At 70.9% G+C, this 22,407-nt stretch carries 19 protein-coding genes; 14 read left to right on the top strand and 5 right to left on the bottom strand.

The annotated features are described in order from the left end of the window. Nucleotides 1–13: 13 nt before the first annotated feature. Complete coding sequence (locus tag ACFQVC_RS41695; RefSeq protein WP_381841759.1) at nt 14–715, bottom strand: nitroreductase family protein; 702 nt, start codon at nt 713–715, stop codon at nt 14–16. Between the two features lie 97 nt (nt 716–812). Between ACFQVC_RS41695 and ACFQVC_RS41690 the strand changes: the two genes are divergently transcribed. Next, complete coding sequence (locus tag ACFQVC_RS41690) at nt 813–1,343, top strand: GNAT family N-acetyltransferase (protein ID WP_381841756.1); 531 nt, start codon at nt 813–815, stop codon at nt 1,341–1,343. 314 nt (nt 1,344–1,657) lie between these two features. Further along, a complete protein-coding gene (locus ACFQVC_RS41685) occupies nt 1,658–1,792 on the top strand; it encodes a hypothetical protein (RefSeq protein WP_381841753.1) in 135 nt (44 codons plus the stop codon). Here ACFQVC_RS41685 and ACFQVC_RS41680 read toward each other — a convergent pair. Beyond that, nucleotides 1,786–3,390 carry a purple acid phosphatase family protein gene (locus ACFQVC_RS41680; protein WP_381841750.1) on the bottom strand — a complete coding sequence of 535 codons (1,605 nt, stop codon included), beginning with the start codon at nt 3,388–3,390 and terminating at the stop codon, nt 1,786–1,788. The genes ACFQVC_RS41685 and ACFQVC_RS41680 overlap by 7 nt on opposite strands. A gap of 191 nt (nt 3,391–3,581) precedes the next feature. Between ACFQVC_RS41680 and ACFQVC_RS41675 the strand changes: the two genes are divergently transcribed. Together ACFQVC_RS41675 and ACFQVC_RS41670 are read left to right on the top strand one after the other, a co-directional pair. Next, nucleotides 3,582–4,622 carry a 3-isopropylmalate dehydrogenase gene (locus ACFQVC_RS41675; RefSeq protein ID WP_381841747.1) on the top strand — a complete coding sequence of 347 codons (1,041 nt, stop codon included), beginning with the start codon at nt 3,582–3,584 and terminating at the stop codon, nt 4,620–4,622. Between the two features lie 226 nt (nt 4,623–4,848). Beyond that, a complete protein-coding gene (locus ACFQVC_RS41670) occupies nt 4,849–5,946 on the top strand; it encodes a branched-chain amino acid aminotransferase (protein ID WP_381841744.1) in 1,098 nt (365 codons plus the stop codon). 27 nt (nt 5,947–5,973) lie between these two features. Here the strand turns inward: ACFQVC_RS41670 and ACFQVC_RS41665 are convergent, their stop codons facing one another. Continuing rightward, complete coding sequence (locus ACFQVC_RS41665; RefSeq protein ID WP_381841741.1) at nt 5,974–7,419, bottom strand: cytosine permease; 1,446 nt, start codon at nt 7,417–7,419, stop codon at nt 5,974–5,976. Between the two features lie 200 nt (nt 7,420–7,619). Between ACFQVC_RS41665 and ureA the strand changes: the two genes are divergently transcribed. The 4 genes from ureA (at nt 7,620) to ACFQVC_RS41645 (ending at nt 11,685) form a co-directional block, all read left to right on the top strand. Continuing rightward, nucleotides 7,620–8,303, top strand: coding sequence for an urease subunit gamma (ureA, locus tag ACFQVC_RS41660; RefSeq protein ID WP_381841738.1), 684 nt, complete (start codon nt 7,620–7,622; stop codon nt 8,301–8,303). After that, nucleotides 8,300–9,991 carry an urease subunit alpha gene (locus tag ACFQVC_RS41655; protein ID WP_381841736.1) on the top strand — a complete coding sequence of 564 codons (1,692 nt, stop codon included), beginning with the start codon at nt 8,300–8,302 and terminating at the stop codon, nt 9,989–9,991. Before ureA ends, ACFQVC_RS41655 begins: the two co-directional genes overlap by 4 nt. Before the next feature lie 19 nt (nt 9,992–10,010). Further along, nucleotides 10,011–11,054 (top strand): agmatine deiminase family protein, encoded by a 1,044-nt coding sequence (locus tag ACFQVC_RS41650; protein ID WP_381841734.1) that lies wholly within the window; start codon nt 10,011–10,013, stop codon nt 11,052–11,054. 76 nt (nt 11,055–11,130) lie between these two features. After that, nucleotides 11,131–11,685: a TetR/AcrR family transcriptional regulator gene (locus tag ACFQVC_RS41645; protein WP_381841780.1), complete on the top strand. Its 555-nt coding sequence runs from the start codon at nt 11,131–11,133 to the stop codon at nt 11,683–11,685. Nucleotides 11,686–11,769: 84 nt separating this feature from the next. On the opposite strand, the gene ACFQVC_RS41640 is transcribed toward ACFQVC_RS41645, so the two are convergent. Further along, nucleotides 11,770–12,837: a S1 family peptidase gene (locus tag ACFQVC_RS41640; protein WP_381841731.1), complete on the bottom strand. Its 1,068-nt coding sequence runs from the start codon at nt 12,835–12,837 to the stop codon at nt 11,770–11,772. 444 nt (nt 12,838–13,281) lie between these two features. Between ACFQVC_RS41640 and ACFQVC_RS41635 the strand changes: the two genes are divergently transcribed. From ACFQVC_RS41635 to ACFQVC_RS41620, 4 genes are all read left to right on the top strand, one after another. Next, nucleotides 13,282–14,607 carry an MFS transporter gene (locus tag ACFQVC_RS41635; RefSeq protein ID WP_381841728.1) on the top strand — a complete coding sequence of 442 codons (1,326 nt, stop codon included), beginning with the start codon at nt 13,282–13,284 and terminating at the stop codon, nt 14,605–14,607. 474 nt (nt 14,608–15,081) lie between these two features. Further along, nucleotides 15,082–16,716, top strand: coding sequence for a citramalate synthase (cimA, locus tag ACFQVC_RS41630; protein WP_381841725.1), 1,635 nt, complete (start codon nt 15,082–15,084; stop codon nt 16,714–16,716). 49 nt (nt 16,717–16,765) lie between these two features. Further along, nucleotides 16,766–18,076, top strand: a complete 1,311-nt coding sequence (locus ACFQVC_RS41625) for a hypothetical protein (RefSeq protein WP_381841722.1) — start codon at nt 16,766–16,768, stop codon at nt 18,074–18,076. A 106-nt stretch (nt 18,077–18,182) separates the two neighbouring features. Further along, the gene (locus ACFQVC_RS41620; protein WP_381841719.1) at nt 18,183–18,749 is read left to right on the top strand and encodes a YdeI/OmpD-associated family protein; all 567 of its coding nucleotides are present in this window, start codon (nt 18,183–18,185) and stop codon (nt 18,747–18,749) included. On the opposite strand, the gene ACFQVC_RS41615 is transcribed toward ACFQVC_RS41620, so the two are convergent. Further along, on the bottom strand, nt 18,733–19,332 hold the full coding sequence (locus ACFQVC_RS41615; protein ID WP_381841716.1) for a YceI family protein: 600 nt from the start codon (nt 19,330–19,332) through the stop codon (nt 18,733–18,735). The two genes, ACFQVC_RS41620 and ACFQVC_RS41615, sit on opposite strands and share 17 nt — an antisense overlap. Nucleotides 19,333–19,598: 266 nt before the next feature. Between ACFQVC_RS41615 and ACFQVC_RS41610 the strand changes: the two genes are divergently transcribed. Together ACFQVC_RS41610 and ACFQVC_RS41605 are read left to right on the top strand one after the other, a co-directional pair. Then, on the top strand, nt 19,599–22,016 hold the full coding sequence (locus tag ACFQVC_RS41610; RefSeq protein ID WP_381841713.1) for a polysaccharide lyase 8 family protein: 2,418 nt from the start codon (nt 19,599–19,601) through the stop codon (nt 22,014–22,016). A gap of 162 nt (nt 22,017–22,178) precedes the next feature. Next, the coding region (locus tag ACFQVC_RS41605; protein ID WP_381841710.1) for a carboxyl transferase domain-containing protein at nt 22,179–22,407 on the top strand (229 nt) is incomplete at its 3' end.

Below are 22,407 nucleotides of genomic sequence, written 5' to 3'. Positions count from 1 at the left end.
GCGGCGCCTTCCCTCAGACCTCCACCATCACCTGATCCAGGGACTTGCGCACCAGGTCCGGCACCCGGCAGTCCTCGGACGGGTAGCCGACCGGGATCACCGCGAAGGCCTTCTCGTTCTCCGGGCGGCCGAGCACCCGGGAGAGGAAGCGCATGGGGCTCGGGGTGTGGATGAGGGCCGCGAGGCCGGACAGGTGCAGGGCGGAGAGGAGCATGCCGACCGCGATGCCGACCGACTCGTCGACGTAGTAGTGCTTGTGCTTGGTGCCGTCGTCGCCGAGCCAGTAGCGCTGCTGGAAGACGACGATCAGGGCGGGGGCGTCGGTGAGATGGGGCTTGACCTCGTCCGTGCCGAGCGGGCGGAGCGCGGCGAGCCACTCCTCGCCGAGCCGGCCGTCGTAGCTGATCTGCTCCTCGTGCTCGGCGGCCTCACGGATCCGGCGGCGGATCTCCTGATCACGGACCAGGACGAACGTCCACGGCTGCTGGTGCGCACCGGACGGCGCGGTCGACGCGCAGGCGATGGCGTCCCGCACCGCCTGCTCGGGCACCGGGTCGGGGGCGAACTGCCGGACCGTTCTGCGGTCCTGCATCCGCTCGCGCAGGACGGCGGCGCGGGCCAGTGACTCCTCGTGCGACATCCGCGCGGGGCGATAGGGGACGGGGCGGTACGGCTCTCCATGGACCGGGGTCCAGCGCTGCGCAGTCTCGGACATACGGCCGAGTCTGCCGCCCCGCACCGGCGCCCACCAGAGGGCGTCCCGCACGAATTCCGGTGGCGTCCCTCCGGGTACCGGTGAGTACCGTGAGCCGGTGACCGAACTGCGCATCAGCCATACGTCCGACCTCGATCCCGGTGAACTCACCGCCGTGCGCGGCCTGTTGGACGCCGCCTTCGACGGCGACTTCAGCGACGAGGACTTCGAGCACGGCCTCGGCGGCCTGCACGCGCGCGTGCTCGACGGCACCGCGCTCCTCGCGCACGGCTCCGTCATCCAGCGCCGGGTGCGGCACGCGGGCCGCTGGCGGCGGGTCGGATACGTCGAGGCCCTGGCCGTACGCGCGGACGCCCGCCGTCGCGGCCTCGGCGGGCAGGTGATGGCCGCCCTGGAGCACGTCATCGGGCGCGCCTACGACTTCGGGGCGCTGTCCGCCTCCGACGACGGCGCCCTGCTGTACGCCGGGCGCGGCTGGCAGGTGTGGCCGGGGCGGATCAGCGGCCTGGGCCCCGAGGGCGTGGTGCGGCTGCCCGACGAGGAGGGCACGACGTTCGTGTGGCCCGCACCCGACCACCGCGCCGATGAGGATCTGGTCTTCGACTGGCGCGATGGAGATGTGCTCTGACCAGGGGTTTCAGGGAGATGAGGGCCTGATGCGGGGCGGCCTGAGGCAGGGCCGGGCGCATGATCGCGTCTCAGATAGTAGGAAGCCCAAGTATTTGTGGAGACAGAAGCCCTTTGCTGTCTTAGCTTTGTAGAAGCCGAACGTCTCGCTCGATCCAGCGAATGGCGGTCGAGAGCCGGGCCCCGATGCAGGCAACCCCTGCGGCCCCCGCTCCCCGCCTGCTCTGGGGGCCCCGCCCGCGCCCATTAGGCAGCGGGGGAGTCTCGAAAACCCCTCTCCGCACTCCGCCGTGCCCTCATAGGAGTCGATTCCTCATGACCGAGACGACCGTCGCCGCCCGCCGAGTCCGCCACGCCTCCCGCTCCAGCGAGGCCGAGCGCAAGAACGCCGCCGCCGCCCTGCAGCGGGCCCTCGACCGCAGGGACAACGGCGGCGCCACCGGTCACTGAGCCGGACCGCTGCCCCGTACCACCTCGAAGTAGTCGACGCGCTCGCCGCTCTCGGCGAGCGCCGAGACCTTCATCCGCGGCTTCGCACCGGTCTCCACCTCCACCGCGAGGAACGAGAAGCCGGTGTACCGCACCCGTGACCACTCCACGGTGTCCGGGTCGGGCAGCCGCGACTTGGTCCAGTGGAACGACACGATCGAGTCCCGGTCGTTCACATGGCCCTCGTAGCTGTCCTTCACGCCGGGCCCGAAGCCGTACAGCTCCTTGCCCGCGCCGCCGGCCGTGACGTACACGATGCCGTCGCGCGTGGGGTCCGTCGTGGCCCCGACCGGCACCGGCTTGCCGACCTCGCCGTTCTTGACGGCGTCGGTGCGTTCGTAGACGTGGTTGTGGCCGTTGACCACCAGGTCCACCTGGTGCTTGGTGAACAGCTCGAGCCAGGCGTCGCGCACCCCGCCGTCCGAGGCGTGCGTGGACGTCGAGTACATGCAGTGGTGGAAGAACACCACGATGAAGTCGATGTCCTTGTCCGCGCGCAGCTCGCGCAGCCGCTTGTCCAGCCAGGCGGTCTGCTTTCCGTCCGTGTAGCCCTTGTTGGCGGGTATCTCGTACGAGACGTCGTTGGCGTCGAGCGCGACGACCCCCACATTGCCGTACGCGAACGAGTAGACGCCGGGTGCGTTCTTCGCGTCGAAGCCGTTCTCGGGGAGCGACCAGCGGGCCGACTGGCCGCCGTAGCCGTTCGGCGAGTACCAGGCCTCCATGTCGTGGTTGCCGGTCGTCACCATCCACGGCACCGACTTCGCCACCGACTCGGTCTGCGCGAGGAACTGGTCCCACACCCGCGCGTCGTAGGTGTCCGACTCCTTGCCCTGGCCGCTGCTGTCGGCGTAGCAGATATCGCCCGCGTGCAGATGGAACGACGGGTTCTGACCCAGGATCAACTGGTCGTTGGCGAGGGCGTCATAGCTCACGCCCTGGTCGCCGAAGGCCGTGAAGACGAACTTCTCGGGCCTCGCGGGGGCGGTGCGGAAGGACCCGATGGTGGCCATCCGCTCCGGCGCGGCCGGGTCGAAACCCTCGTGCCCGACGCCGTAGAAGTACGTCGTGCCGGGCTTGAGACCGTCGAGCGCCGCATGCAGGTAGTACTGCTCGACCTCGGGCAGCTTCTTCGACAGGGCCGGAGTGTGCAGCGAGCGCACCTCGGCCTCCAGCTTCCGGCTCAGCTCCCAGGGCGTCGTGCCGACCCGCACATACGGCTTCTTCACCGCGAACGGCACCTGCCAGGAGATCCGCATCTGCGTCTTCGGGTCGGCGCCGAAGGCGAGATGCCGGCCGAACGGCGCGACCAGGGAGCCGTCCACCTTCGCGGTGGCGGCGCCGGCCGCCAGGGTGGGGGAGGAGCCGGCGCTCGCCGTGCCGGTGCCGATGAGCAGTCCCCCGCCGCCCGCGGCGCCCGCCGTCACAAGCCCGCCGACCAGAGCCCCGCGCCGGGAGACCTTGGGGCGGGCGTGCTTGGCGCGCAGATACTCATGCTGCTCCGCCATGCTCATGCGCTGCGCCAGCTGCTCGGGGATGCCCACGTTCGGTGTGTCCATGGGGGGAGAACTTCCCAGTAACTTCCAACCGGGGCCAGGCCTGTGGGTGAACGGGCGGTGAAAATCCAGCCGAGAGCCGGTCGAGGTCAGGATGAGAGCCGGTCGTTCGCCGCCCCTGTCGACGGCCCCGCTGGGCGTCCACATTCTGGACTGCGTGTGTCACCGAATAAGACAAGGCGTACGCTCGCCGCATGTCTCGCAGCATCAATCTCGCAGTCATCCCCGGCGACGGCATCGGCCCGGAGGTCGTGGCCCAGGGGCTCAAGGTCCTCTCCGCCGCGCTCCCGCAGGATGTGAAGCTGGAGACGAAGGAATTCGACTTCGGCGCCAAGCGCTACCACGCCACCGGTGAGACCCTCACCGAGGACGACATCAAGGCGCTCGAGCAGTACGACGCGATCCTGCTCGGCGCCATCGGCGACCCGTCGGTTCCGTCCGGAGTCCTGGAGCGCGGCTTTCTCCTCAAGCTCCGCTTCCGCTTCGACCACTACGTGAACCTGCGCCCCTCGAAGCTGGGTCCCGGCGTCTCGACGCCCCTCGCGGGCGAGCCCGACATCGACTTCATCGTCGTACGCGAAGGCACCGAGGGCCCGTACACCGGCAACGGCGGCAGCGTCCGCACCGGCACCCCGCACGAGGTCGCCACCGAGGTCTCCGTGAACACGGCCTACGGCGTCGAGCGCGTGGTCAGGGACGCCTTCGCCCGTGCCCAGGCGCGGCCGCGCAAGAAGCTCACCCTGGTCCACAAGAACAACGTGCTCTCGTACGCGGGCCACCTGTGGACCAATATCTTCAACAAGGTGGCCGAGGAGTTCCCCGACGTCACCACCGACTACCTGCACGTGGACGCGGCGACGATCTTCTTCGTCACGCAGCCCGAGCGGTTCGACGTCGTCGTGACCGACAACCTCTTCGGTGACATCATCACCGACCTCGCCGCCGCCGTCGCCGGCGGTATCGGCCTGGCCGCATCGGGCAACATCAACCCGAGCCGCGCCTTCCCGTCCATGTTCGAGCCGGTGCACGGCTCCGCCCCCGACATCGCGGGCCAGGGCAAGGCCGACCCGACCGCCACGGTGCTCTCCACCGCCCTGCTCCTTCGCCACCTCGGCTACGAGACCGAGGCCGCGCGGATCGAGGAGGCCGTCTCCGCCGACCTCGCGGAGCGCGGCGAGAGCACCCGCAGCACGGACCAGATCGGCGACGCGCTCGCCGTACGAGTAGCGGGCTGACCCGTCGGTTCCACTTCAGCCGCCGGGTCGCCAACGCACCCGGCGGCTTCTCGTATGCGCCGCCGGGTGCCACCATCGACCCCTGGGCCGCATTCACACCGTTTCAGTCACAGCCCTGTCCGAGCGATAATCGGACGTGGGGCCGCGACATGCGGGACAGCTCGGACGCCCTGAGAGGAGCGTGAGCGCGGTCCGTCACACACAAACCGGTGAAGGACAAGCACTCATGACGACGCCCTCGACGCCCACGATCGAGCTCAAGCCCTCCTCGCACCCGCTGTCCGGCGCGGAGCGCGAGGCGATCCTGGCCAACCCCGGCTTCGGCCGCCACTTCACCGACCACATGGTGACGATCAAGTGGACCGAAGGCCGTGGCTGGCACGACGGCCAGCTCGTGCCGTACGGCCCGCTCTCCTTCGACCCGGCGAGCATGGTGCTGCACTACGCCCAGGAGATCTTCGAAGGGCTCAAGGCGTACCGCCAGCCCGACGGCTCCGTGGCCACCTTCCGCCCCGAGGCCAACGCCAGGCGCTTCCAGGCCTCGGCCCGCCGCCTCGCCATGCCCGAGGTGCCCGTCGAGACCTTTATCGAGGCCTGCGACCTGCTGGTCCAGCACGACAAGGACTGGGTGCCCGAGCACGGCGGCGAGGAGTCCCTCTATCTGCGGCCGTTCATGATCGCCACCGAGGTCGGCCTCGGTGTGAAGCCCGCGAGCGAGTACCTCTTCATCGTGATCGCCTCCCCGGCCGGCGCCTACTTCCCGGGCGGCGTCAAGCCGGTCTCCATCTGGGTCTCGCAGGACCGGGTGCGCGCCGTGCCCGGCGGCATGGGCGACGCCAAGACCGGCGGCAACTACGCCGCGTCCCTGCTCGCCCAGGCCGAGGCCATCGGACACGGCTGCGAGCAGGTCTGCTACCTCGACGCCGTGGAGCACAAGTGGGTCGAGGAGCTCGGCGGCATGAACCTGTACTTCGTGTACGGCGACAAGATCGTCACACCGACCCTGACCGGCTCCATCCTGGAGGGCGTCACGCGTGACTCGCTGCTCTCCGTCGCCCGCGACCTGGGCTACGAGTCGGAGGAGGCCAGGGTCTCCATCGACCAGTGGCGGCGCGACACGGAGAGCGGTGCGCTCACCGAGGTCTTCGCCTGCGGTACGGCGGCCGTCATCACACCGGTCGGCACTGTCAAGACCAACGGCGCCGAGTGGACCCAGGGCGGCGGCACGAGCGACTCCGTCGCGATGAAGCTGCGGGACGCGCTGCTCGACGTGCAGCGCGGCAAGGCCGAGGACAAGCACGGCTGGATGCACGAGCTGGGCTAGGCCCGGCGAAAAGCGGAACGCCCCCGGCTACCGCTGGGAGGTGCCCCCGGACAGGCTGAGTGCATCAGCCTGTCCGGCAAGGGGAGCGGCGGCGGTGGACGAGCGCCGTACCAGCGCCGCGTACGCCGCCCCGCCCACCAGTCCGGACAGGACGAAGCTGCAGTCCACCCCGCCCGTCAGGGCGAGCAGCGGGCCCTCGTACAGAGGTGTGGACACCGCCGCGAGGCCGACCGCCGCGCCCGTCGCCCAGGCCGCGGTGGCCCGGATGTGCCAGCCGCCCCGGTACCAGTAACTCCCGCCCCGCGAGCGGCGGTTGAAGACCTGCAAGGCCTCCGCGTCATAGGCGCCGCCGACCCGCCGGTGCACCATCAGCGTGATCACAGCCCAGGGCGTGCCGATCGCGGTGAGGAGCAGTACGAAGGACGTCATCGCGGACTGCGCGTCCCACGCGAAGTGGCCGAGGAAGACGAAGAGCGTGGCCACCACCGCGACGATCACCGTGGCCCGGGTCCGGCTCGCCCGCGGCGCGATCGCGTCCAGGTCGAGGCCCATCGAGTAGAGCATCAGGCCCGCGTTGCCGATCGAGCCCGCGGTGGCGGCGAGCAGCAGGGGCACCAGGTACCAGCCGGGCGCCGTGGCCACCAGCGGGCCCGCGTAGTCGAGCCCCGCCCGCGCCGCGAGCGCCGTGAACGTGCCGAACAGCTGCGGCAGGAGCAGCCCCGCCGTCAGGCCCACGCAGGTGGCGCGCAGCACGCTGCGCGAGGAGTGCCGGGCCGGTGAGAGATAGCGGGTGTAGTCGCCGAGCAGGGTGATGAACGCGACCGGTCCGCTCAGGCCCGCGGCCACCGCGGCGAGCAGCCAGGTCGGCCAGAAGCCGTCGAGGAGATACGGGGTGTCGGGCGGGGCGGCCGTCGTGAACCGGTCCGCGTACGCGATCAGGCCGAGCCCGAGCAGGACCGTCATGCCGATGGCCAGTGCCTTGCTGAGACGAAGGAGCAGCTGGTAGCCGAAGACCGCGCCGACGACGGTGGCGCCCGCGAGCAGGGCGTACACGAGGGCGTGGACGGCGCCGGAGTCCGGCAGGCCGACGAGCCGCGTCAGGGTGCCGATCATGACGTCACCGCCGATCCACAGGGTCAGTGCGGTGTAGCCGAGGGAGAGCAGCAGGCCGACGACGGAGCCGATCAGCCGGCCGCGGACACCGAAGGCCGCGCCGCTCGACGTGGAGAGATTGGTCGCGGTGCGCAGGGAGACCAGGGCCAGCGGTGCCGTCACCGCGACGCCCACCGCCGTGCCCGCCACGATCGCGGTGACCGAGGGCCACAGGCCGAGCCCGAAGGACGGCGGCAGCCAGCCGAAGACGATCACGCCGAGGCAGAGGTTGGAGCCGAGCAGGATCGAGACGAGATCGCGCGGGCCGCTGCTGCGTTCCGCTTCCGGGATGGTGTCGACTCCGCGCTGTTCCATCGGCATGGGCGGTCCCCTGTCGTAGGCAGAAAGTTCGGCAGGACGTTGGGCAGGCGTGCAGCAGAGCGTTCGGCGAAACTATTTGAGTGATGCTCAAAGCGCCGGGCACGGGCTAATGTGATGGACGTCAACGTCGTACGTCAACGGTTCCGTCATGCGAATTCAAGGTTTAGAGTGCTGCACTAACTGGAAGTGAGGGAAGTACCGTGCGACTCACCCCGACGGAACGCGACCGGCTGCTGCTGTTCAACGCGGCCGAGCTGGCCCGCGCCCGCCGCGCCCGCGGGCTGCGGCTCAACGTGCCCGAGGCGACCGCGCTGATCGCCGACACCGTGTGCGAGGCGGCCCGTGACGGCCTGCGCCTGGCCGACGCGGTCGAGCGTGCCCGAGCCGTCCTCGGTCCCGACGATGTGCTGCCGGGTGTCGCCGATGTCGTGACCGAGGTGCATGTGGAGGCGGTCTTCGACGACGGCTCCCGGCTCGCCGTCGTGTCCGCGCCGCTGAGCGGGGGCTCGCTCGGGAGCGCCGCACCCGGAGCGGTCCTGCCGGGCCCAGCCCACGAGGAGCCCGCGGCGGCCGTATGGATCGGCGTGCGCAACACCGCGACCGTGCCCGTCAGCGTCACCTCGCACTTCCACTTCTTCGAGGCCAACCCCCGCCTGGACTTCGACCGTTCGGCGGCGTACGGCATGCGCCTGGCGATCCCCGCCGGCTCGTCGTTCCGCTTCGATCCGGGCGCACGGGCGGATGTGGGGCTCGTGCCGATCGGCGGCGCGCGGGTCGCGATCGGCTTCGCGGGACTCGTCGACGGCGAGCTCGACGCCCCGGGGGCCAGGGAAGAGGCACTGCGGCGGGCCGCGGCCTGCGGATATCTGGGAGCTGAGGCATGAGCGGCATCGATCCGCGGGAGTACGCCGCGGTGCACGGACCCCGCAAGGGCGACCGGGTCGTGCTCGGGGACAGCGGACTCGTCGTACGCGTCGAGGACGACTCCCAGGTCTACGGCGACGAGTTCCTCGCCGGGTTCGGCAAGACCGCCCGCGACGGACTGCACCTCAAGGCCGCCGCCGTCCGTGAGACCTGTGACGTCGTCATCAGCAACGTCCTCGTCATCGACGCGGCACAGGGGATCAGAAAGGTCTCCATCGGTATCCGCGAGGGCCGGATCGCGGCGGTCGGGCGGGCCGGCAACCCCGACACCCTCGACGGCGTGGACGTGGTCGTCGGCACCGGCACGACCATCGTCTCCGGCGAGGGCCTGATCGCCACCGCCGGCGCCGTCGACACCCATGTGCATCTGCTCTCGCCGCGCGTCATGGAGGCTTCCCTCGCCTCCGGCGTGACCACGATCATCGGCCAGGAGTTCGGCCCCGTATGGGGCGTGGGCGTCAACTCGCCCTGGGCGCTGCGCACCACCTTCGGCGCCTTCGACGCCTGGCCCGTCAACATCGGTTTCCTGGCGCGGGGTTCGTCGTCCGACGGCGCCCCGCTCGTCGAGGCGCTCGCCGAGGGCGGGGCCTCGGGCTTCAAGGTGCACGAGGACATGGGCGCCCACACCCGGGCCCTGGACACCGCGCTGCGGGTCGCCGAGGAGCACGACGTCCAGGTCGCCCTGCACAGCGACGGCCTGAACGAGTGCCTGAGCGTCGAGGACACCCTGAGCGTCCTCGACGGCCGTACCATCCACGCCTTCCACATCGAGGGCTGCGGCGGTGGGCACGTACCGAATGTGCTGAAGATGGCGGGCGTTCCGAATGTCATCGGGTCCTCCACCAACCCCACGCTGCCCTTCGGCCGGGACGCCGTCGCCGAGCACTACGGCATGATCGTCTCCGTTCACGACCTCAAGACGGATCTGCCCGGTGACGCCGCCATGGCCCGTGACCGGATCCGTGCGGGCACCATGGGCGCCGAGGACGTGCTGCACGACCTGGGCGCCATCGGCATCACCTCGTCGGACGCGCAGGGCATGGGCCGGGCCGGGGAGACCGTGCGGCGCACCTTCGCGATGGCCGGGAAGATGAAGGCCGAACTCGGGCCGCTCGACGGGGACGGGGAGCACGACGACAACGCGCGCGTGCTCCGGTACGTCGCGAAGCTGACCATCAACCCCGCCCTCGCGCACGGCCTCGCCCACGAGGTCGGCTCCATCGAGGTGGGCAAGATGGCGGACATCGTGCTGTGGCAGCCACAGTTCTTCGGCGCGAAGCCGCAGCTGGTCCTCAAGTCCGGCTACCCGGCGTACGGCGTCACGGGCGACCCCAACGCCGCCACCGACACCTGTGAACCCCTGGTCCTGGGACCGCAGTTCGGGTCGCACGGCGCGGCCCCCGCCGAGATCTCCGTGGCGTTCGTCGCGCAGGCCGCCGTCGACCGGGGCCATGACCTGATGCCGACCCGGCGCCGCCGTGTGGCCGTGCGCGGCACCCGCGGCATCGGCCCCGCGGACCTGCGGCTCAACTCCCGTATCGGCGACGTGTCCGTGGACTCACACACCGGCCTGGTCACCCTCGACGGCGACCCGGTCCGCTCGCAGCCCGCCGACTCGGTCCCGCTCAACCGCCTCTACTTTCTCTGAGACCCCCGTAAGGACCTCCATGACCTTCCGCATGCCTCCCGAGTGGGCCCCGCACGAGCGCACCTGGATGGCCTGGCCAGGGCCCAACACCACGTTCTCGTCCGCCGCCGAACTCGCCGAGTCGCGCGCCGCATGGGCGGCCGTCGCCCGCGCCGTACGCCGCTTCGAACCGGTCACCATGGTGCACGGCCCCGGGCAGGCCGACTCCGCGCGGGAGCTGCTCGGCCCCGATATCGACCTGGTGGAGCGGGAGCTCGACGACGCGTGGATGCGCGACATCGGCCCCACCTTCGTCACGGACGGGACCCAACTGGCCGCCGTGGACTGGGTGTTCAACGGCTGGGGCGCCCAGGGCTGGGCGAGCTGGGAGCACGACGCGAAGATCGCCTCGTTCGTCGCCGACCTCGCCGGAGTGCCCGTGCACGCCTCGCCGCTCGTCAACGAGGGCGGCGGCATCCATGTCGACGGCGAGGGCACCGTGCTGCTCACCGAGACCGTGCAGCTCGGCCCCGAGCGCAACCGGGGCCTGAGCAAGGCGGAGGTCGAGTCGGAGATCCACGCCAAGCTGGGCACGAAGAAGGCGATCTGGCTGCCGCGCGGCCTCACCGCCGACTACCCCCCGCACGGCTACGGCACCCTCGGCCATGTCGACATCGTCGCCGCCTTCGCACGGCCCGGCGTCATCGTGGCGCACACCCAGCCCGACCCCGGGCACCCCGACCACGAGCCGTGCCAGGAGATGGTGGCGTTCCTGCGCGAGCAGACCGACGCGAAGGGCCGCCGTATCGAGGTCATCGAGGTGCCGGCCCCGACCAGGCTCCGCGACGAGGACGGCGGTTGGGCCGACTACTCGTACATCAACCACTACCTCTGCAACGGCGGCGTCGTCCTGTGCTCCTTCGACGACCCGCGTGACGAGCTGGCCGCGGGGATCTTCCGCCGGCTCTTCCCCGAGCGGACCGTGACCCTGGTCGACGCCCGCACCGTCTTCGCCGGCGGCGGCGGTATCCACTGCATCACCCAGCAGCAGCCGCGGGTCGGGCGGCCATCCGGCATCGGGTAGAACTGACCGCGTGACCGAACGCACCGCACGGCCGCGCCGTAACGCCCCGCCCCGCGAAGAGGTGCTCGCCGCCGCCATGGCGATGATCGCCGACAGCGGTCTCGACCGGCTCACCATGGCCGCGCTCGGCCGCGAGGTCGGCATGAGCAGCGGCCATCTCCTCTACTACTTCAAGACCAAGGACGAACTGCTCTTCCAGACCCTGGAGTGGAGCGAGGGCCGCCTCGGCGAGCAGCGGCGCGCCCTGCTCGACTCCCCGTCGCCCGCGCGCGCCCGGCTCGACGCGTATGTCGACCTGTACGTCCCCGACGGGCCCCGTGACCCGCACTGGACCCTGTGGCTCGAGGTCTGGAACCGCTCGCAGTACGCCGACGAAGAGGCCGCGGCGCGCACCCGGCAGGCCGCCATCGAGAAGGCCTGGCACCGTGACCTGGTGGCGCTGCTCGCCGAGGGCAGTTCGCGCGGCGAGCTGCGCCGGGTGGACCCGGAACGGTTCGCGGCCCGCCTCCGTGCACTGCTCGACGGCTTCTCGATCCATGTCGCGGTGGGTCTGCCGGGCACGGGCCGGACCCAAGTCCTCGCGCACGTGAGGGAGTTCCTCGACGAGGCGCTGGCGCCCACGGAGGGGTGAGGCGCCGGCGCCCTGCGCCGTACCGGACTCAGTCGCGCCGTACCAGGCCTCAGCCCTGAGGACTCAGCCCTCAGGCCCCAGGCCTCAGTACACAGCGACCCCGTACGCGGACAGCGCCTCCTTCACCGGCTGGAACAGCGCCGAGCCGACCCCGTTGGTGCAGTCGCCGCCCGAGCCGGAGTGGATGCCGAGGGCGGTGGAGCCGGCGAAGTGGGCGCCGCCGCTGTCCCCGCTGTCGGAGCACACGTTGGTCTTGACCATGCCGTACACGTAATTGCCGCTGCCGTAGTTGACGGTGACGTTGGTCTGCGTGACCGAGCCGGAGGTGACCTTCGTGGTGGAGCCGGACTTCTTGATCGCCTGGCCCACCACGGGGTCGGCGGCCGAAGTGATGTCCTGGCGGCTGCCGTTGTAGAGATTGACGTCGCCGCTGGGCGAGGAACCGTCGGTGTACTTGACGATGCCGTAGTCGTTGGTGGGGAAGCTGGTGCCGGTGCGCTGGCCTATCACCGCGCCGCCCGAGCTGGCGCGCCAGTCGGTGGCCGCGTTGGTGCAGTGCCCGGCGGTGACGAAGTAGCGGGTGGCGCCGGAGGAGACGTTGAAGGCGGCCGAACAGCGGTAGCCGCCGCCGTAGATGGCGTCTCCGCCCGCGACTTCCTCCTTGAACTCGCCCGGTACGCGCGTCACCTGGACCGCACCGGCCTGTGCGGCCGCGACCTTCTCGATCCGGGCGACCTCGGCGCCGGAGACGGTGGAGTCCGCCTCCACCACGACCTGGTTGCGTCTGGGGTCGACGCCCCAGCTGGTGCCGGCGATCTTCGCGCTCTTCTCCAGGGCGGCCGCCGCGGAGCCGAGTTCGGCCCCGCTGCGCGCGACCAGCTTCGCGCGGACGCCCGCCGCCCGCACCTTCGCGGCGTCGGCCTCGGTGGTGACGGTCATGACCAGCTCACCGGTCGCCGCGTCGAGGTAGCTGCCCGCGCTGCGGTCGCCCAACTCCCGCTTCAGGGAGCTGTTCTGCGCGTAGATCTCGCCGGTGGCGCGGACACCGGGGGCCGGCTCGGGGCCCTGCGCGGCGGTGGCCGCGGAGCCGGGCAGGAGGAGGGACAGGGGGAGTGCGGTCAGGGCCGTGGCGATGGCCAGGGTGCGCTTCATGTACTGCCTCCCGACAGAGGTGGGGTGTCGTGTGCATCCATGGATGTCGTGTGCATGCCCAAAACAGAAAGCGGTTGCAGTTTAGGTCTGGACCAGCCCCGGCAGTCCCTCGCGGGCGTGGAGGTTCTGTGCGCGTGGGCGGCGAGGGCCTGGGCGCGCGTGGGCGGCGAGAGCATGGGCGCGCGTGGGCGGCGAGGGCCTGGGCTGCGGGGAGGGGCCCACCGAGCGGCAGTTCACGCCCCCGGGGGCCTGCGGGCGCTCTCCCTGGTGTCGCGGGCGCTCTCCCGGGCGGTGGCGCATGGCACTTCGCGGGCCTCGACGCCGCCATCGGATGCGACGTCGGATGCGACGTCGGATGCGACTTCGGGCGTGACTTGGCGGAGTGGTCCGGAAGATCCTTCAGTGCCTTGTCCGGCAGAAGTCCGCTGCCGCATGGTGGCCCGCATGACGCGACAGCAGTGGAAGCGGATCTGGGTCGGCTCGGCCGGCAACATGGTCGAGTGGTTCGACTGGTTCGTCTACGCCAGCTTCTCGGTGTACTTCGCGGCCTCCTTCTTCCCCGGCGGGAACCCGACCGCTCAGCTCATGAACACCGCCGCCATTTTCGCGGTCGGCTTCTTCATGCGGCCGGTCGGCGGCTGGCTGCTCGGCCGGGTGGGCGACCGCAAGGGCCGCAAGGCCGCGCTCACGCTGACCGTCAGTCTGATGTCGGCCTCGGCGGTCCTCATCGCGATCGCCCCGACCTATGCCGTAGCGGGTTATGGCGGCGCCGCGGTCCTGCTCATCGCCCGGCTCATGCAAGGCCTTTCCATCGGCGGCGAGTACGCGGCCTCCGCCACGTATCTCACGGAGGCCTCCGCCCCCGGTAAGCGCGGCTTCGCCGCCAGCTTCCAGCTGGTCTCCGTGACCGCGGGCCAAGTCCTCGGACTCGGCCTGCAGATCGTTCTGCAGCGCACCATGTCCGAGGGCGCACTGCACAGCTGGGGCTGGCGCATCCCGTTCATCATCGGCGCGCTCGGTGCCGCGGTGATCTTCTATCTGCGCCGGAACATGCTGGAGACCGAGGTCTACGAGGAGTCCGGCGACGACACCGTCGAAGGCAAGGGCACGATCAAGGCTCTGCTGCGGCACAAGCGCGAGGCGTTCCTGGTCATGGCCCTGACGATGGGCGGCACGGTCGCGTACTACACGTACACGACCTACCTGACGAAGTACCTCTCCAACTCGGCGGGTCTGCCCAAGCAGACGGCCACGCTGGTGTCCTTCTGTGCCCTGATCGTCTTCGCCTGTCTGCAGCCGATCGCCGGCGCGCTCTCGGACCGCATCGGCCGCCGCCCGCTGCTGATCACCTTCGCGGTCGGCTCGACTCTCCTGACCGTCCCGATCATGACGCTGCTGCAGCACGCGGGCTCCTTCTGGCCCGCCTTCGGCCTCTCCCTCCTGGCCCTCCTCGTGGTCACCGGATACACCTCGATCAACGCCTGCGTGAAGGCCGAGCTCTTCCCGACCGGCATCCGCACCCTCGGCGTCGCCCTGCCCTACAACATCGCCAACGCCCTCTTCGCGGGTACCGCCGAATATGTCGCCCTCTGGTTCAAGGACGGCGGCATCGAGTCCGGCTTCTACTGGTACGTGGCGGGCTGTGGCGCCGTGTCCCTGATCGTCTACCTGACGATGCGCGAGACGAAGGACCTGGACCTGAACAGGCTGGGCACGAAACAGGCCGGTGCGGCCCCCGCGCGGTCACCGGAGCCGAGCCTCGTCGCCTGAAAGCCATGGGTCCGGGGAGCGCCGAGGTCGTACGGACGGGAGGGTCAAGGGCGTACGGACCGGAGAGCCGAGGGCGTACGGACCGGAGAGCCGAGGGCGTACGGACCGGAGAGCCGAGGGCGTACGGACCGGAGGTTCAAGGGCGTACGGGACGCGGCGTGGTGTGCGTCACCCGTCGACCGCATCGTGAGACATCGGCCCCCGGCCCGGGGGAGCTGTGCAAAACTCACGGGGTGTTCTGTAGAGCCATGATTATTGGCAGCAGGCGCGCCGGTCCGCAGTGACCGCCACGTACCACCCCGTACGGGCGGACACCGTCGTCTCAGACCCGCGCGCAGACCTCTCGCACCCGCGAGAGGTTTTTCTGTTTTCCCGGCCCAACCGCCGCCGGGTGCGGAGCGCGAGGGATCATAGGGGGACGGTGGAGCCGGTCATTCCGGTAGACCGAGATCCGAAAACAGGAGCCTGATCAGCATGACGGAAGCCACGGGTACGGACAGCGGCCCCGAGAACCCCGCATCTCCCGACGACGCGTTCCACGTCTTCGACACCACGCTGCGCGACGGCGCACAGCGCGAGGGCATCAACCTCACCGTCGCGGACAAGCTGACCATCGCACGGCACCTGGACGACTTCGGCGTGGGCTTCATCGAGGGTGGCTGGCCCGGCGCCAACCCCCGCGACACGGAGTTCTTCGCCCGCGCCCGACAGGAGATCGACTTCAAGCACGCCCAGCTGGTGGCCTTCGGCGCCACCCGCAGGGCCGGCGCCAAGGCGGCCGACGACCCGCAGGTGAAGGCCCTCGTGGACGCCGGCGCCCCGGTGGTCACGCTGGTCGCCAAGTCCCATGACCGGCATGTCGAACTCGCCCTGCGCACCACGCTCGACGAGAACCTCGCGATGATCGCCGACACCGTGTCGTATCTGCGCGAGCAGGGCCGCCGGGTCTTCGTCGACTGCGAGCACTTCTTCGACGGCTACCGCGCCAACCCGGCCTACGCCAAGTCCGTGGTCCGCACCGCCGCCGAGGCCGGGGCGGATGTCGTCATCCTCTGCGACACCAACGGCGGCATGCTGCCCGCCCAGGTGCAGGCCGTCGTCGCCACCGTGCTCGCCGACACCGGCGCCCGGCTCGGCATCCATGCCCAGGACGACACGGGCTGCGCCGTCGCCAACACCCTGGCCGCCGTGGACGCGGGCGCGACCCATGTCCAGTGCACGGCCAACGGCTACGGCGAGCGCGTCGGCAACGCCAACCTCTTCCCGGTCGTCGCCGCCCTGGAGCTCAAGTACGGCAAGTCCGTCCTGCCCGCGGGCGCGCTGAGCGAGATGACCCGGATCTCGCACGCCATCGCCGAGGTCGTCAATCTGACCCCGTCCACGCACCAGCCGTACGTCGGCGTCTCGGCCTTCGCCCACAAGGCGGGCCTGCACGCCTCCGCGATCAAGGTCGACCCCGACCTCTACCAGCACATCGACCCCGAACGCGTCGGCAACACCATGCGGATGCTGGTCTCCGACATGGCGGGACGCGCCTCCGTCGAGCTCAAGGGCAAGGAACTCGGCGTCGACCTGGGCGGCGACCGCGAGCTGGTCGGCCGGGTCGTGGAACGGATCAAGGAGCGCGAGCTGCAGGGCTATTCGTACGAGGCGGCCGACGCCTCCTTCGAGCTGCTGCTCCGCGAGGAGGCCGAGGGCCGCCCGCGCCGCTACTTCCGCACCGAGTCCTGGCGCGCCATCGTCGAGGACCGCCCCGACGGCACCCACGCCAACGAGGCGACCGTGAAGCTGTGGGCCAAGGGCGAGCGGATCGTCGCCACCGCCGAGGGCAACGGCCCGGTGCACGCCCTCGACCGGGCCCTGCGCGTCGGCCTCGAACGCATCTACCCGCAGCTCGCCGCCCTCGACCTCGTCGACTACAAGGTCCGCATCCTGGAGGGCAAGCACGGCACGTCCTCCACGACCCGCACCCTGATCTCCACGAGTGACGGCACGGGCGAGTGGTCCACCGTGGGCGTCGCGGACAACGTCATCGCGGCGTCCTGGCAGGCCCTGGAGGACGCCTATACGTACGGGCTGCTTCGGGCGGGCGTCGAGCCCGCCGAGTGAGGGACCTTCGACCCCGCCGTTGGGCCCCCGGCGGGGTTACTGTCGAGGTATGAGGCCTACCAAATCGGTACGGATCATCCTCCGTGCCCTTGCCGGACTCCTGCTCGTCCTGGGCACCGTCTTCGTGGCGGCGCCCGGGGCACAGGCCGCGACGACCGTGTCCGATGTCGCCGAGGCGCTGAAGAAGAGCCCGGTGTACGTCGACCCGGAGATGCGCGGCGAGGTACCGGACTCCGAGCGGGCCGCCCTGGTCAAGGACATCAAGGACTCGGGCAAGGCGATCTTCCTCGCCGTGCTCCCGGCCGACTTCCCCAAGCAGGACCTGTTCGGGAAGCTCCGCACCGAGACCGGCATCACCGGTGTGTACGGAGTGCGCGTGGGCGACCAGTTCGACGCCCGCGCCGACACGAGCGTCCTGTCCGAGGCCGCGAGGAAGAACATCGTCGGCACGGTGCAGGGCCTTGACGCCCCCGCCCAGCTGACGAAGTTCACCAGCCTGGCCGCGAGCAACGCGGCGGGCGGCACAGCCGGCGACGACGGTGTCTCGAGCGGCGCCCTCATCGGCCTCGGCGCCGTCGCCCTGGCCGGCGGAGCCGGAGCGTATGCCCTGGTCAGGCGGAACAAGCGGAAGAAGGCCGAGGCCGAGCGGGCCGCGCTCGACAAGCTGCGCGTGGTCGTCGACGAGGACATCACCGCGTTCGGCGAGGAGCTGGACCGCCTCGACTTCCACCCCGGAGAGCCGGGCGCGACGGACGAGATGCGCACGGACTACGAACGGGGCCTCGACTCCTACGAGAAGGCCAAGTCGATCATGGCTTCGGCTGAGCGGCCCGACGATGTGCGCGGGGTGACCCAGGCCCTGGAGGACGGCCGGTTCTCCCTCGCCGTCCTCGCGGCGCGCCGCGAGGGCCGTCCGCTGCCCGAGCGCAGGGCGCCCTGCTTCTTCGACCCGCGCCACGGCCCCTCGGTGGCCGACGCGAGCTGGGCCCCGGTCGGCGCCACACCCCGTGAAGTCCCGGTGTGCGCGGCCGACAAGGCCCGTATCGACGACGGCGAGGACCCGGCGGTGCGCACCGTCGACACCGAGCACGGCCGCCGCCCCTACTACGACGCGGGCCCGGCGTACGGCCCCTGGGCGGGCGGCTACTTCGGCGGCGGCATCCTGCCGGGACTGCTCATGGGCACGATGCTCGGCTCGATGATGTCGAGCCCGGCGTACGCGGCCGACGGCGGCATGGGCGGTGGCGGCTACGAGGGCGGCGACCAGTCGGGCGCCGACTTCGATTCGGGTGACTTCGGCGGCGGTTTCGGCGGCGGCGACTTCGGTGGGGGCGGCGGCGACTTCGGCGGCGGATTCTGACACCCTTGGCGGCGGATTCTGACACCCCGGCGGCGGGTTCGGAAACCGCGGCCGCGCAGCGCCGACCAGGACAGTAACTGTCCTACTCCGGACCTAACTTGAACGCATGGATTCGCTCGCATTCAAGGACGCGGCCCGGTTCGAGGCATGGCTGGCGGAGCACCACGACGACGAGGCGCTGACGGGCGGCGTCTGGCTGAGGCTCGCCAAGAAGAGTTCGGGCCTGCCGTCCGTGCGGCCTGACGAGGTGATCGATATCGCCCTCTGCTACGGCTGGATCGACGGACAGCGCAAGGCGCTTGACGCCACCCACTACCTGCAGAAGGTCGGCCGCAGACGGCCGCGCAGCAACTGGTCCCAGGTCAATGTCCGCAAGGTCGAGGCCCTGACGGCCGCGGGCCGGATGCGGGAGCCGGGCTTCGCGGAGGTCGCGGCGGCACAGGCGGACGGCCGCTGGGCGGCGGCGTACCCGTCGCAGCGGGAGGCCACGGTTCCCGCCGATCTGGCGGCGGCGCTAGCGGACGACGCCGCGGCGCGGGCGGCGTTCGCTCGGCTCGGCAGGTCGGAGGCGTACGCGCTGATCCTGGGCCTGCACCTCACCCGCACGGCCGACGGCCGTGCGGCGCGGGTGCGGAGGACGGTCGAGCAGCTGCGGCTCAGGCCTGCCGGATAGCGGAGATGTCGAAGCTCAGCTTGATCTTGTCCGAGACCAGGACGCCGCCCGTCTCCAGGGCCGCGTTCCAGCTGAGGCCCCAGTCGGAGCGCAGGATCTCCGCCTTGCCCTCGAAGCCGACGCGCTCGTTGCCGAACGGGTCCTTCGCGGCGCCGTTGAACTCCAGGTCGATGGCGACCGGCTTGGTGACGTCCTTGATGGTGAGGTCGCCGGTGATCCGGTAGTCGTCTCCGCCGAGCGCCTCGGCCTTGGTGGAGCGGAAGGTCATGGCGGGGAACTTCTCGGTGTCGAAGAAGTCGGCGCTCTTGAGGTGGCCGTCACGGTCGCCGGAGCCGGTGTCGATGCTGTCCATCCGCACGTCGATGCTCGCCGTCGAACGGGCCGGGTCCGAGCCGTCGAGGTGCAGGCTGCCGTCGAAGTCGAGGAAGGCGCCCTTGACGTTGGTGACCATCGCGTGGCGTGCGGTGAAGCCGATCGAGGTGTGCGCGGGGTCGATCGTGTAGTCGCCGGTGAGGGCGGCGAGCTCAGGGGTGACGGCGGCGGCTGCGGTGGCGGCGTCGTTCTTGCGGCCGAAGATACCCATGACGTGCTCCTTGGGGACGGGGCCCCGGCGCTGCGCCGAAGCCGCTTGTTGAATGTTCAACGAGAACTACTCTAGCTCCACTATGTTCAACTTTCAACATCTAGGACGGAGGGGCGTGTCGGACCGCCCCTCTTGGACTATTGGGCCCCACTTCTTGGACTGCCGCCCGCCGGGATCCCCGGCCGCGTTGACCGCGTGCGTGCCGCGCCGCTACCCAGGCCCCATGGCCACGGGCCAACGCCCTTTCCCGCAGCGGAGGTTGAGGCATGCCGACGACACGCCGCACGTTCCTGGCAGCGACGACCGCCACGGCGGCAGGGGCGGCGATGGGGGCACTGGGGCCCACGGGCCCGGCCTTCGCTGCCGGCCCGGAGGGTGCGGCGGGCTCTGCGGGCGCGGTCGGCGCGGCCGACGAGTACGACACCCTGAGGGCCCGCTGGCTGGGCATACAGATCGGCACCGGCTACGACCAGACCGCCGCACCCTTCGCGGCACTCCTGAAGGAGACCGGCGACCTGGCCCGGGACTTCCGCGCCACCATGGCACCGGCCGCGGGATCCCTCTGGCCGGGGCACCCCTTCGACCCGCCCGCCGGCATCACCCAGAGCTACAGCCGGCTGTGGACGATGACGAAGGCGTACGTCCAGGAAGGCACGGGCCTGACCGGCGACGCGGGCCTCCTCGCGGACACCGTGCGCGGCCTCGACCATCTGTCGGCGACCGTCTACAACCCCTCCACCACCCGCTACGGCAACTGGTGGGAGTGGCGGATAGGCAGCCCGCGGCTGCTCCTCGACATCGTCGCGGCCCTCTACGACCGGCTCGGCGAGGCCCGGCGCGAGGCGGCGTACGCGGCCGTCGACCACTTCGTCCCCGACTCCGTGCTCGGCGACTACACCGGCACCTCCACCGGCGCCAACCGCGTCGACCTGTGCCGCTCGGTGGCCCTGCGCGGCATCCTGGGGCGGAAACCGGAGAAGACCGCACTCGCCCGTGACGCGCTCTCACCGGTCTTCCCGTACGTCACCAAGGGCGACGGGCTCTACGCCGACGGCTCGTTCGTGCAGCACACCTGGGTCGCGTACTCGGGGACGTACGGGCAGGTCCTGCTCGACGGGCTCGGCCGCCTCTTCACGCTCCTGGCGGGCTCGACCTGGGAGGTGAAGGACCCCAAGAGGCAGATCATTCTGGACAGCGTGGAGCATGCCTTCGCGCCGCTGATCCACGACGGCCTGATGATGGACAGCGTCAACGGCCGTGCCATCAGCCGCGGTTACCTCAAGAGCGACGACCGCAAGGTGATGCGCTCCGACCACTTTCACGGCCACGCGCTGATCGCCGCCATCGCCCTGCTCGCCCAGGGCGCGAGCGCCGCCGAGCGCGACCGGTGGCACGGCATGGTCAAGGGCTGGATCGAACGGGACACGGTGACGCCCGTCCTCACCGGCCGCCAGTTCGGCACCGACGACCTGGCCCGGCTGCACGCGATCGCCGCGAGAGCAGTGCCCGCGGCCCCCGAACCGGTCGCGCACACACTGTTCCCCGCCATGGACCGCGCCGTGCACCGCCGCCCCGGCTGGGCCGCGAACATCTCGATGGCCTCGCAGCGGATCTCGTACTACGAGTGCGGCAACGGCGAGAACCCGCGCGGCTGGCACACCGGCGCCGGAATGCTCTACTGGTGGGGCTCTGAGGGCAGCAGCGGCCGCGCCGGCCGAGCTGACCGAGCCGACCGAGCCGACCGAGCCGACCAGTACACAGACTGGTTCTGGCCGACCGTCGACTTCTACCGGCTGCCCGGAACGACCGTGTCCACCAAGCGACTTGCCGACAAGGCGGGCGGCGAATGGGGCGTGCCACGGCCCGCCGCGCAGTGGGTGGGCGGCGCCACGGACGGCGAGTTCGCCGCCGTCGGACAGCATCTGAAGGGCCTCGGCTCGACCCTTGAGGCCCGCAAGTCCTGGTTCTGCGTGGCCGACGCCGTCATCTGTCTGGGCGCGGGGATCACGGCCAGGGACGGCGTGCCCGTCGAGACGGTGGTCGACAACCGCAACCTCGGCGAGGCGGGCACCAACGCCCTTACGGTCAAGCCCGGTTGGGCCCATCTGGAGGGCCACGGCGGCTGGGTCTTCCCCTCCCGCGGCCGCCTTCGCACCCTGCGCGAGGACCGTACCGGCGCCTGGTCGGACATCAACACCACCAGCACCACGGAGCGCCGCACACGTCGCTGGCAGACCCTGTGGCTCGACCACGGCACCGACCCCACGGACGCCGTGTACGCCTACCTCCTGATGCCCGGCGCCGGGCAGCGCGCCCTCGCCGCCCGCGCCGCCGACCCGGGCTGGCTGTCGATCCTCGCCAACGACGCCGCCCGTCAGGCGATCACCGTGCGCTCCCTCGGAGTGACCGCCGCGAACTTCTGGACACCCGGTACGGTGGGTGCGCTCACCGTCACCGGAGCCGCCGCCGTGCTGCTTCGCCGGCGGGGGAGTACCGCGACCCTCCACCTCAGCGAACCCCCGCGCACCGGGCGCCCCCTGGAACTCGTCTGGCGCCGTCCCGTGGCCCGGGTCACCGCCAGGGACCCCTCCGTCGAGGTCCTCGGCACCGGCCGCGAACTGCGTCTCCGCCTTACTCCCGGTACGGCCGGCGCCAGCCATCGCTGTGAGGTGGCTCTCAGCTGACCGGAACACCGATCTTGTGGGGGTCCTACAACGCACCGCCCCCCTGAGCAGTCACTTCACCTGCACCGCGAAGGGCTTCTGTCCGGGGGTACCAGGAAAACGGGCCGGAGACTGTGAGGAGTCGACGGCCCGTTTCCCCGGCGCGCTTCGTAAGGTCGCTACATGACCGTTTTGGACGACACCCCGGGCGAGCCCGCAGACGCCCGCGGCCGCGTTGCCGAGCTGCACGAGATCCGTGCGAAGGCCGTGGCCGGCCCCAGCGAGAAGGCGACCGAATCCCAGCACGCCAAGGGCAAGCTCACCGCCCGTGAGCGCATCGAGCTCCTCCTGGACGCGGGGTCTTTCAAGGAGGTCGAGCAGCTGCGGCGGCACCGGGCGACCGGCTTCGGCC

The sequence above is a fragment of the Streptomyces monticola genome (genome assembly GCF_042665355.1).
Lineage (GTDB): Bacteria > Actinomycetota > Actinomycetes > Streptomycetales > Streptomycetaceae > Streptomyces > Streptomyces monticola.
This window is presented reverse-complemented; position numbering and strand designations above follow the sequence as displayed.

Excerpts from the sequence above, each read along its gene's own strand:
- ACFQVC_RS41670 (WP_381841744.1), top strand. The coding sequence starts at position 4,849 with ATGACGACGCCCTCGACGCCCACGATCGAGCTCAAGCCCTCCTCGCAC.
- ACFQVC_RS41685 (WP_381841753.1), top strand. The coding sequence starts at position 1,658 with ATGACCGAGACGACCGTCGCCGCCCGCCGAGTCCGCCACGCCTCCCGC.
- ACFQVC_RS41665 (WP_381841741.1), bottom strand. The coding sequence starts at position 7,419 with ATGCCGATGGAACAGCGCGGAGTCGACACCATCCCGGAAGCGGAACGC.
- ACFQVC_RS41655 (WP_381841736.1), top strand. The coding sequence starts at position 8,300 with ATGAGCGGCATCGATCCGCGGGAGTACGCCGCGGTGCACGGACCCCGC.
- ACFQVC_RS41695 (WP_381841759.1), bottom strand. The coding sequence starts at position 715 with ATGTCCGAGACTGCGCAGCGCTGGACCCCGGTCCATGGAGAGCCGTAC.
- ACFQVC_RS41675 (WP_381841747.1), top strand. The coding sequence starts at position 3,582 with ATGTCTCGCAGCATCAATCTCGCAGTCATCCCCGGCGACGGCATCGGC.
- ACFQVC_RS41640 (WP_381841731.1), bottom strand. The coding sequence starts at position 12,837 with ATGAAGCGCACCCTGGCCATCGCCACGGCCCTGACCGCACTCCCCCTG.
- ACFQVC_RS41635 (WP_381841728.1), top strand. The coding sequence starts at position 13,282 with ATGACGCGACAGCAGTGGAAGCGGATCTGGGTCGGCTCGGCCGGCAAC.
- ACFQVC_RS41620 (WP_381841719.1), top strand. The coding sequence starts at position 18,183 with ATGGATTCGCTCGCATTCAAGGACGCGGCCCGGTTCGAGGCATGGCTG.
- cimA (WP_381841725.1), top strand. The coding sequence starts at position 15,082 with ATGACGGAAGCCACGGGTACGGACAGCGGCCCCGAGAACCCCGCATCT.
- ACFQVC_RS41625 (WP_381841722.1), top strand. The coding sequence starts at position 16,766 with ATGAGGCCTACCAAATCGGTACGGATCATCCTCCGTGCCCTTGCCGGA.
- ACFQVC_RS41610 (WP_381841713.1), top strand. The coding sequence starts at position 19,599 with ATGCCGACGACACGCCGCACGTTCCTGGCAGCGACGACCGCCACGGCG.
- ACFQVC_RS41645 (WP_381841780.1), top strand. The coding sequence starts at position 11,131 with ATGGCGATGATCGCCGACAGCGGTCTCGACCGGCTCACCATGGCCGCG.
- ACFQVC_RS41650 (WP_381841734.1), top strand. The coding sequence starts at position 10,011 with ATGACCTTCCGCATGCCTCCCGAGTGGGCCCCGCACGAGCGCACCTGG.
- ACFQVC_RS41615 (WP_381841716.1), bottom strand. The coding sequence starts at position 19,332 with ATGGGTATCTTCGGCCGCAAGAACGACGCCGCCACCGCAGCCGCCGCC.
- ACFQVC_RS41680 (WP_381841750.1), bottom strand. The coding sequence starts at position 3,390 with ATGGACACACCGAACGTGGGCATCCCCGAGCAGCTGGCGCAGCGCATG.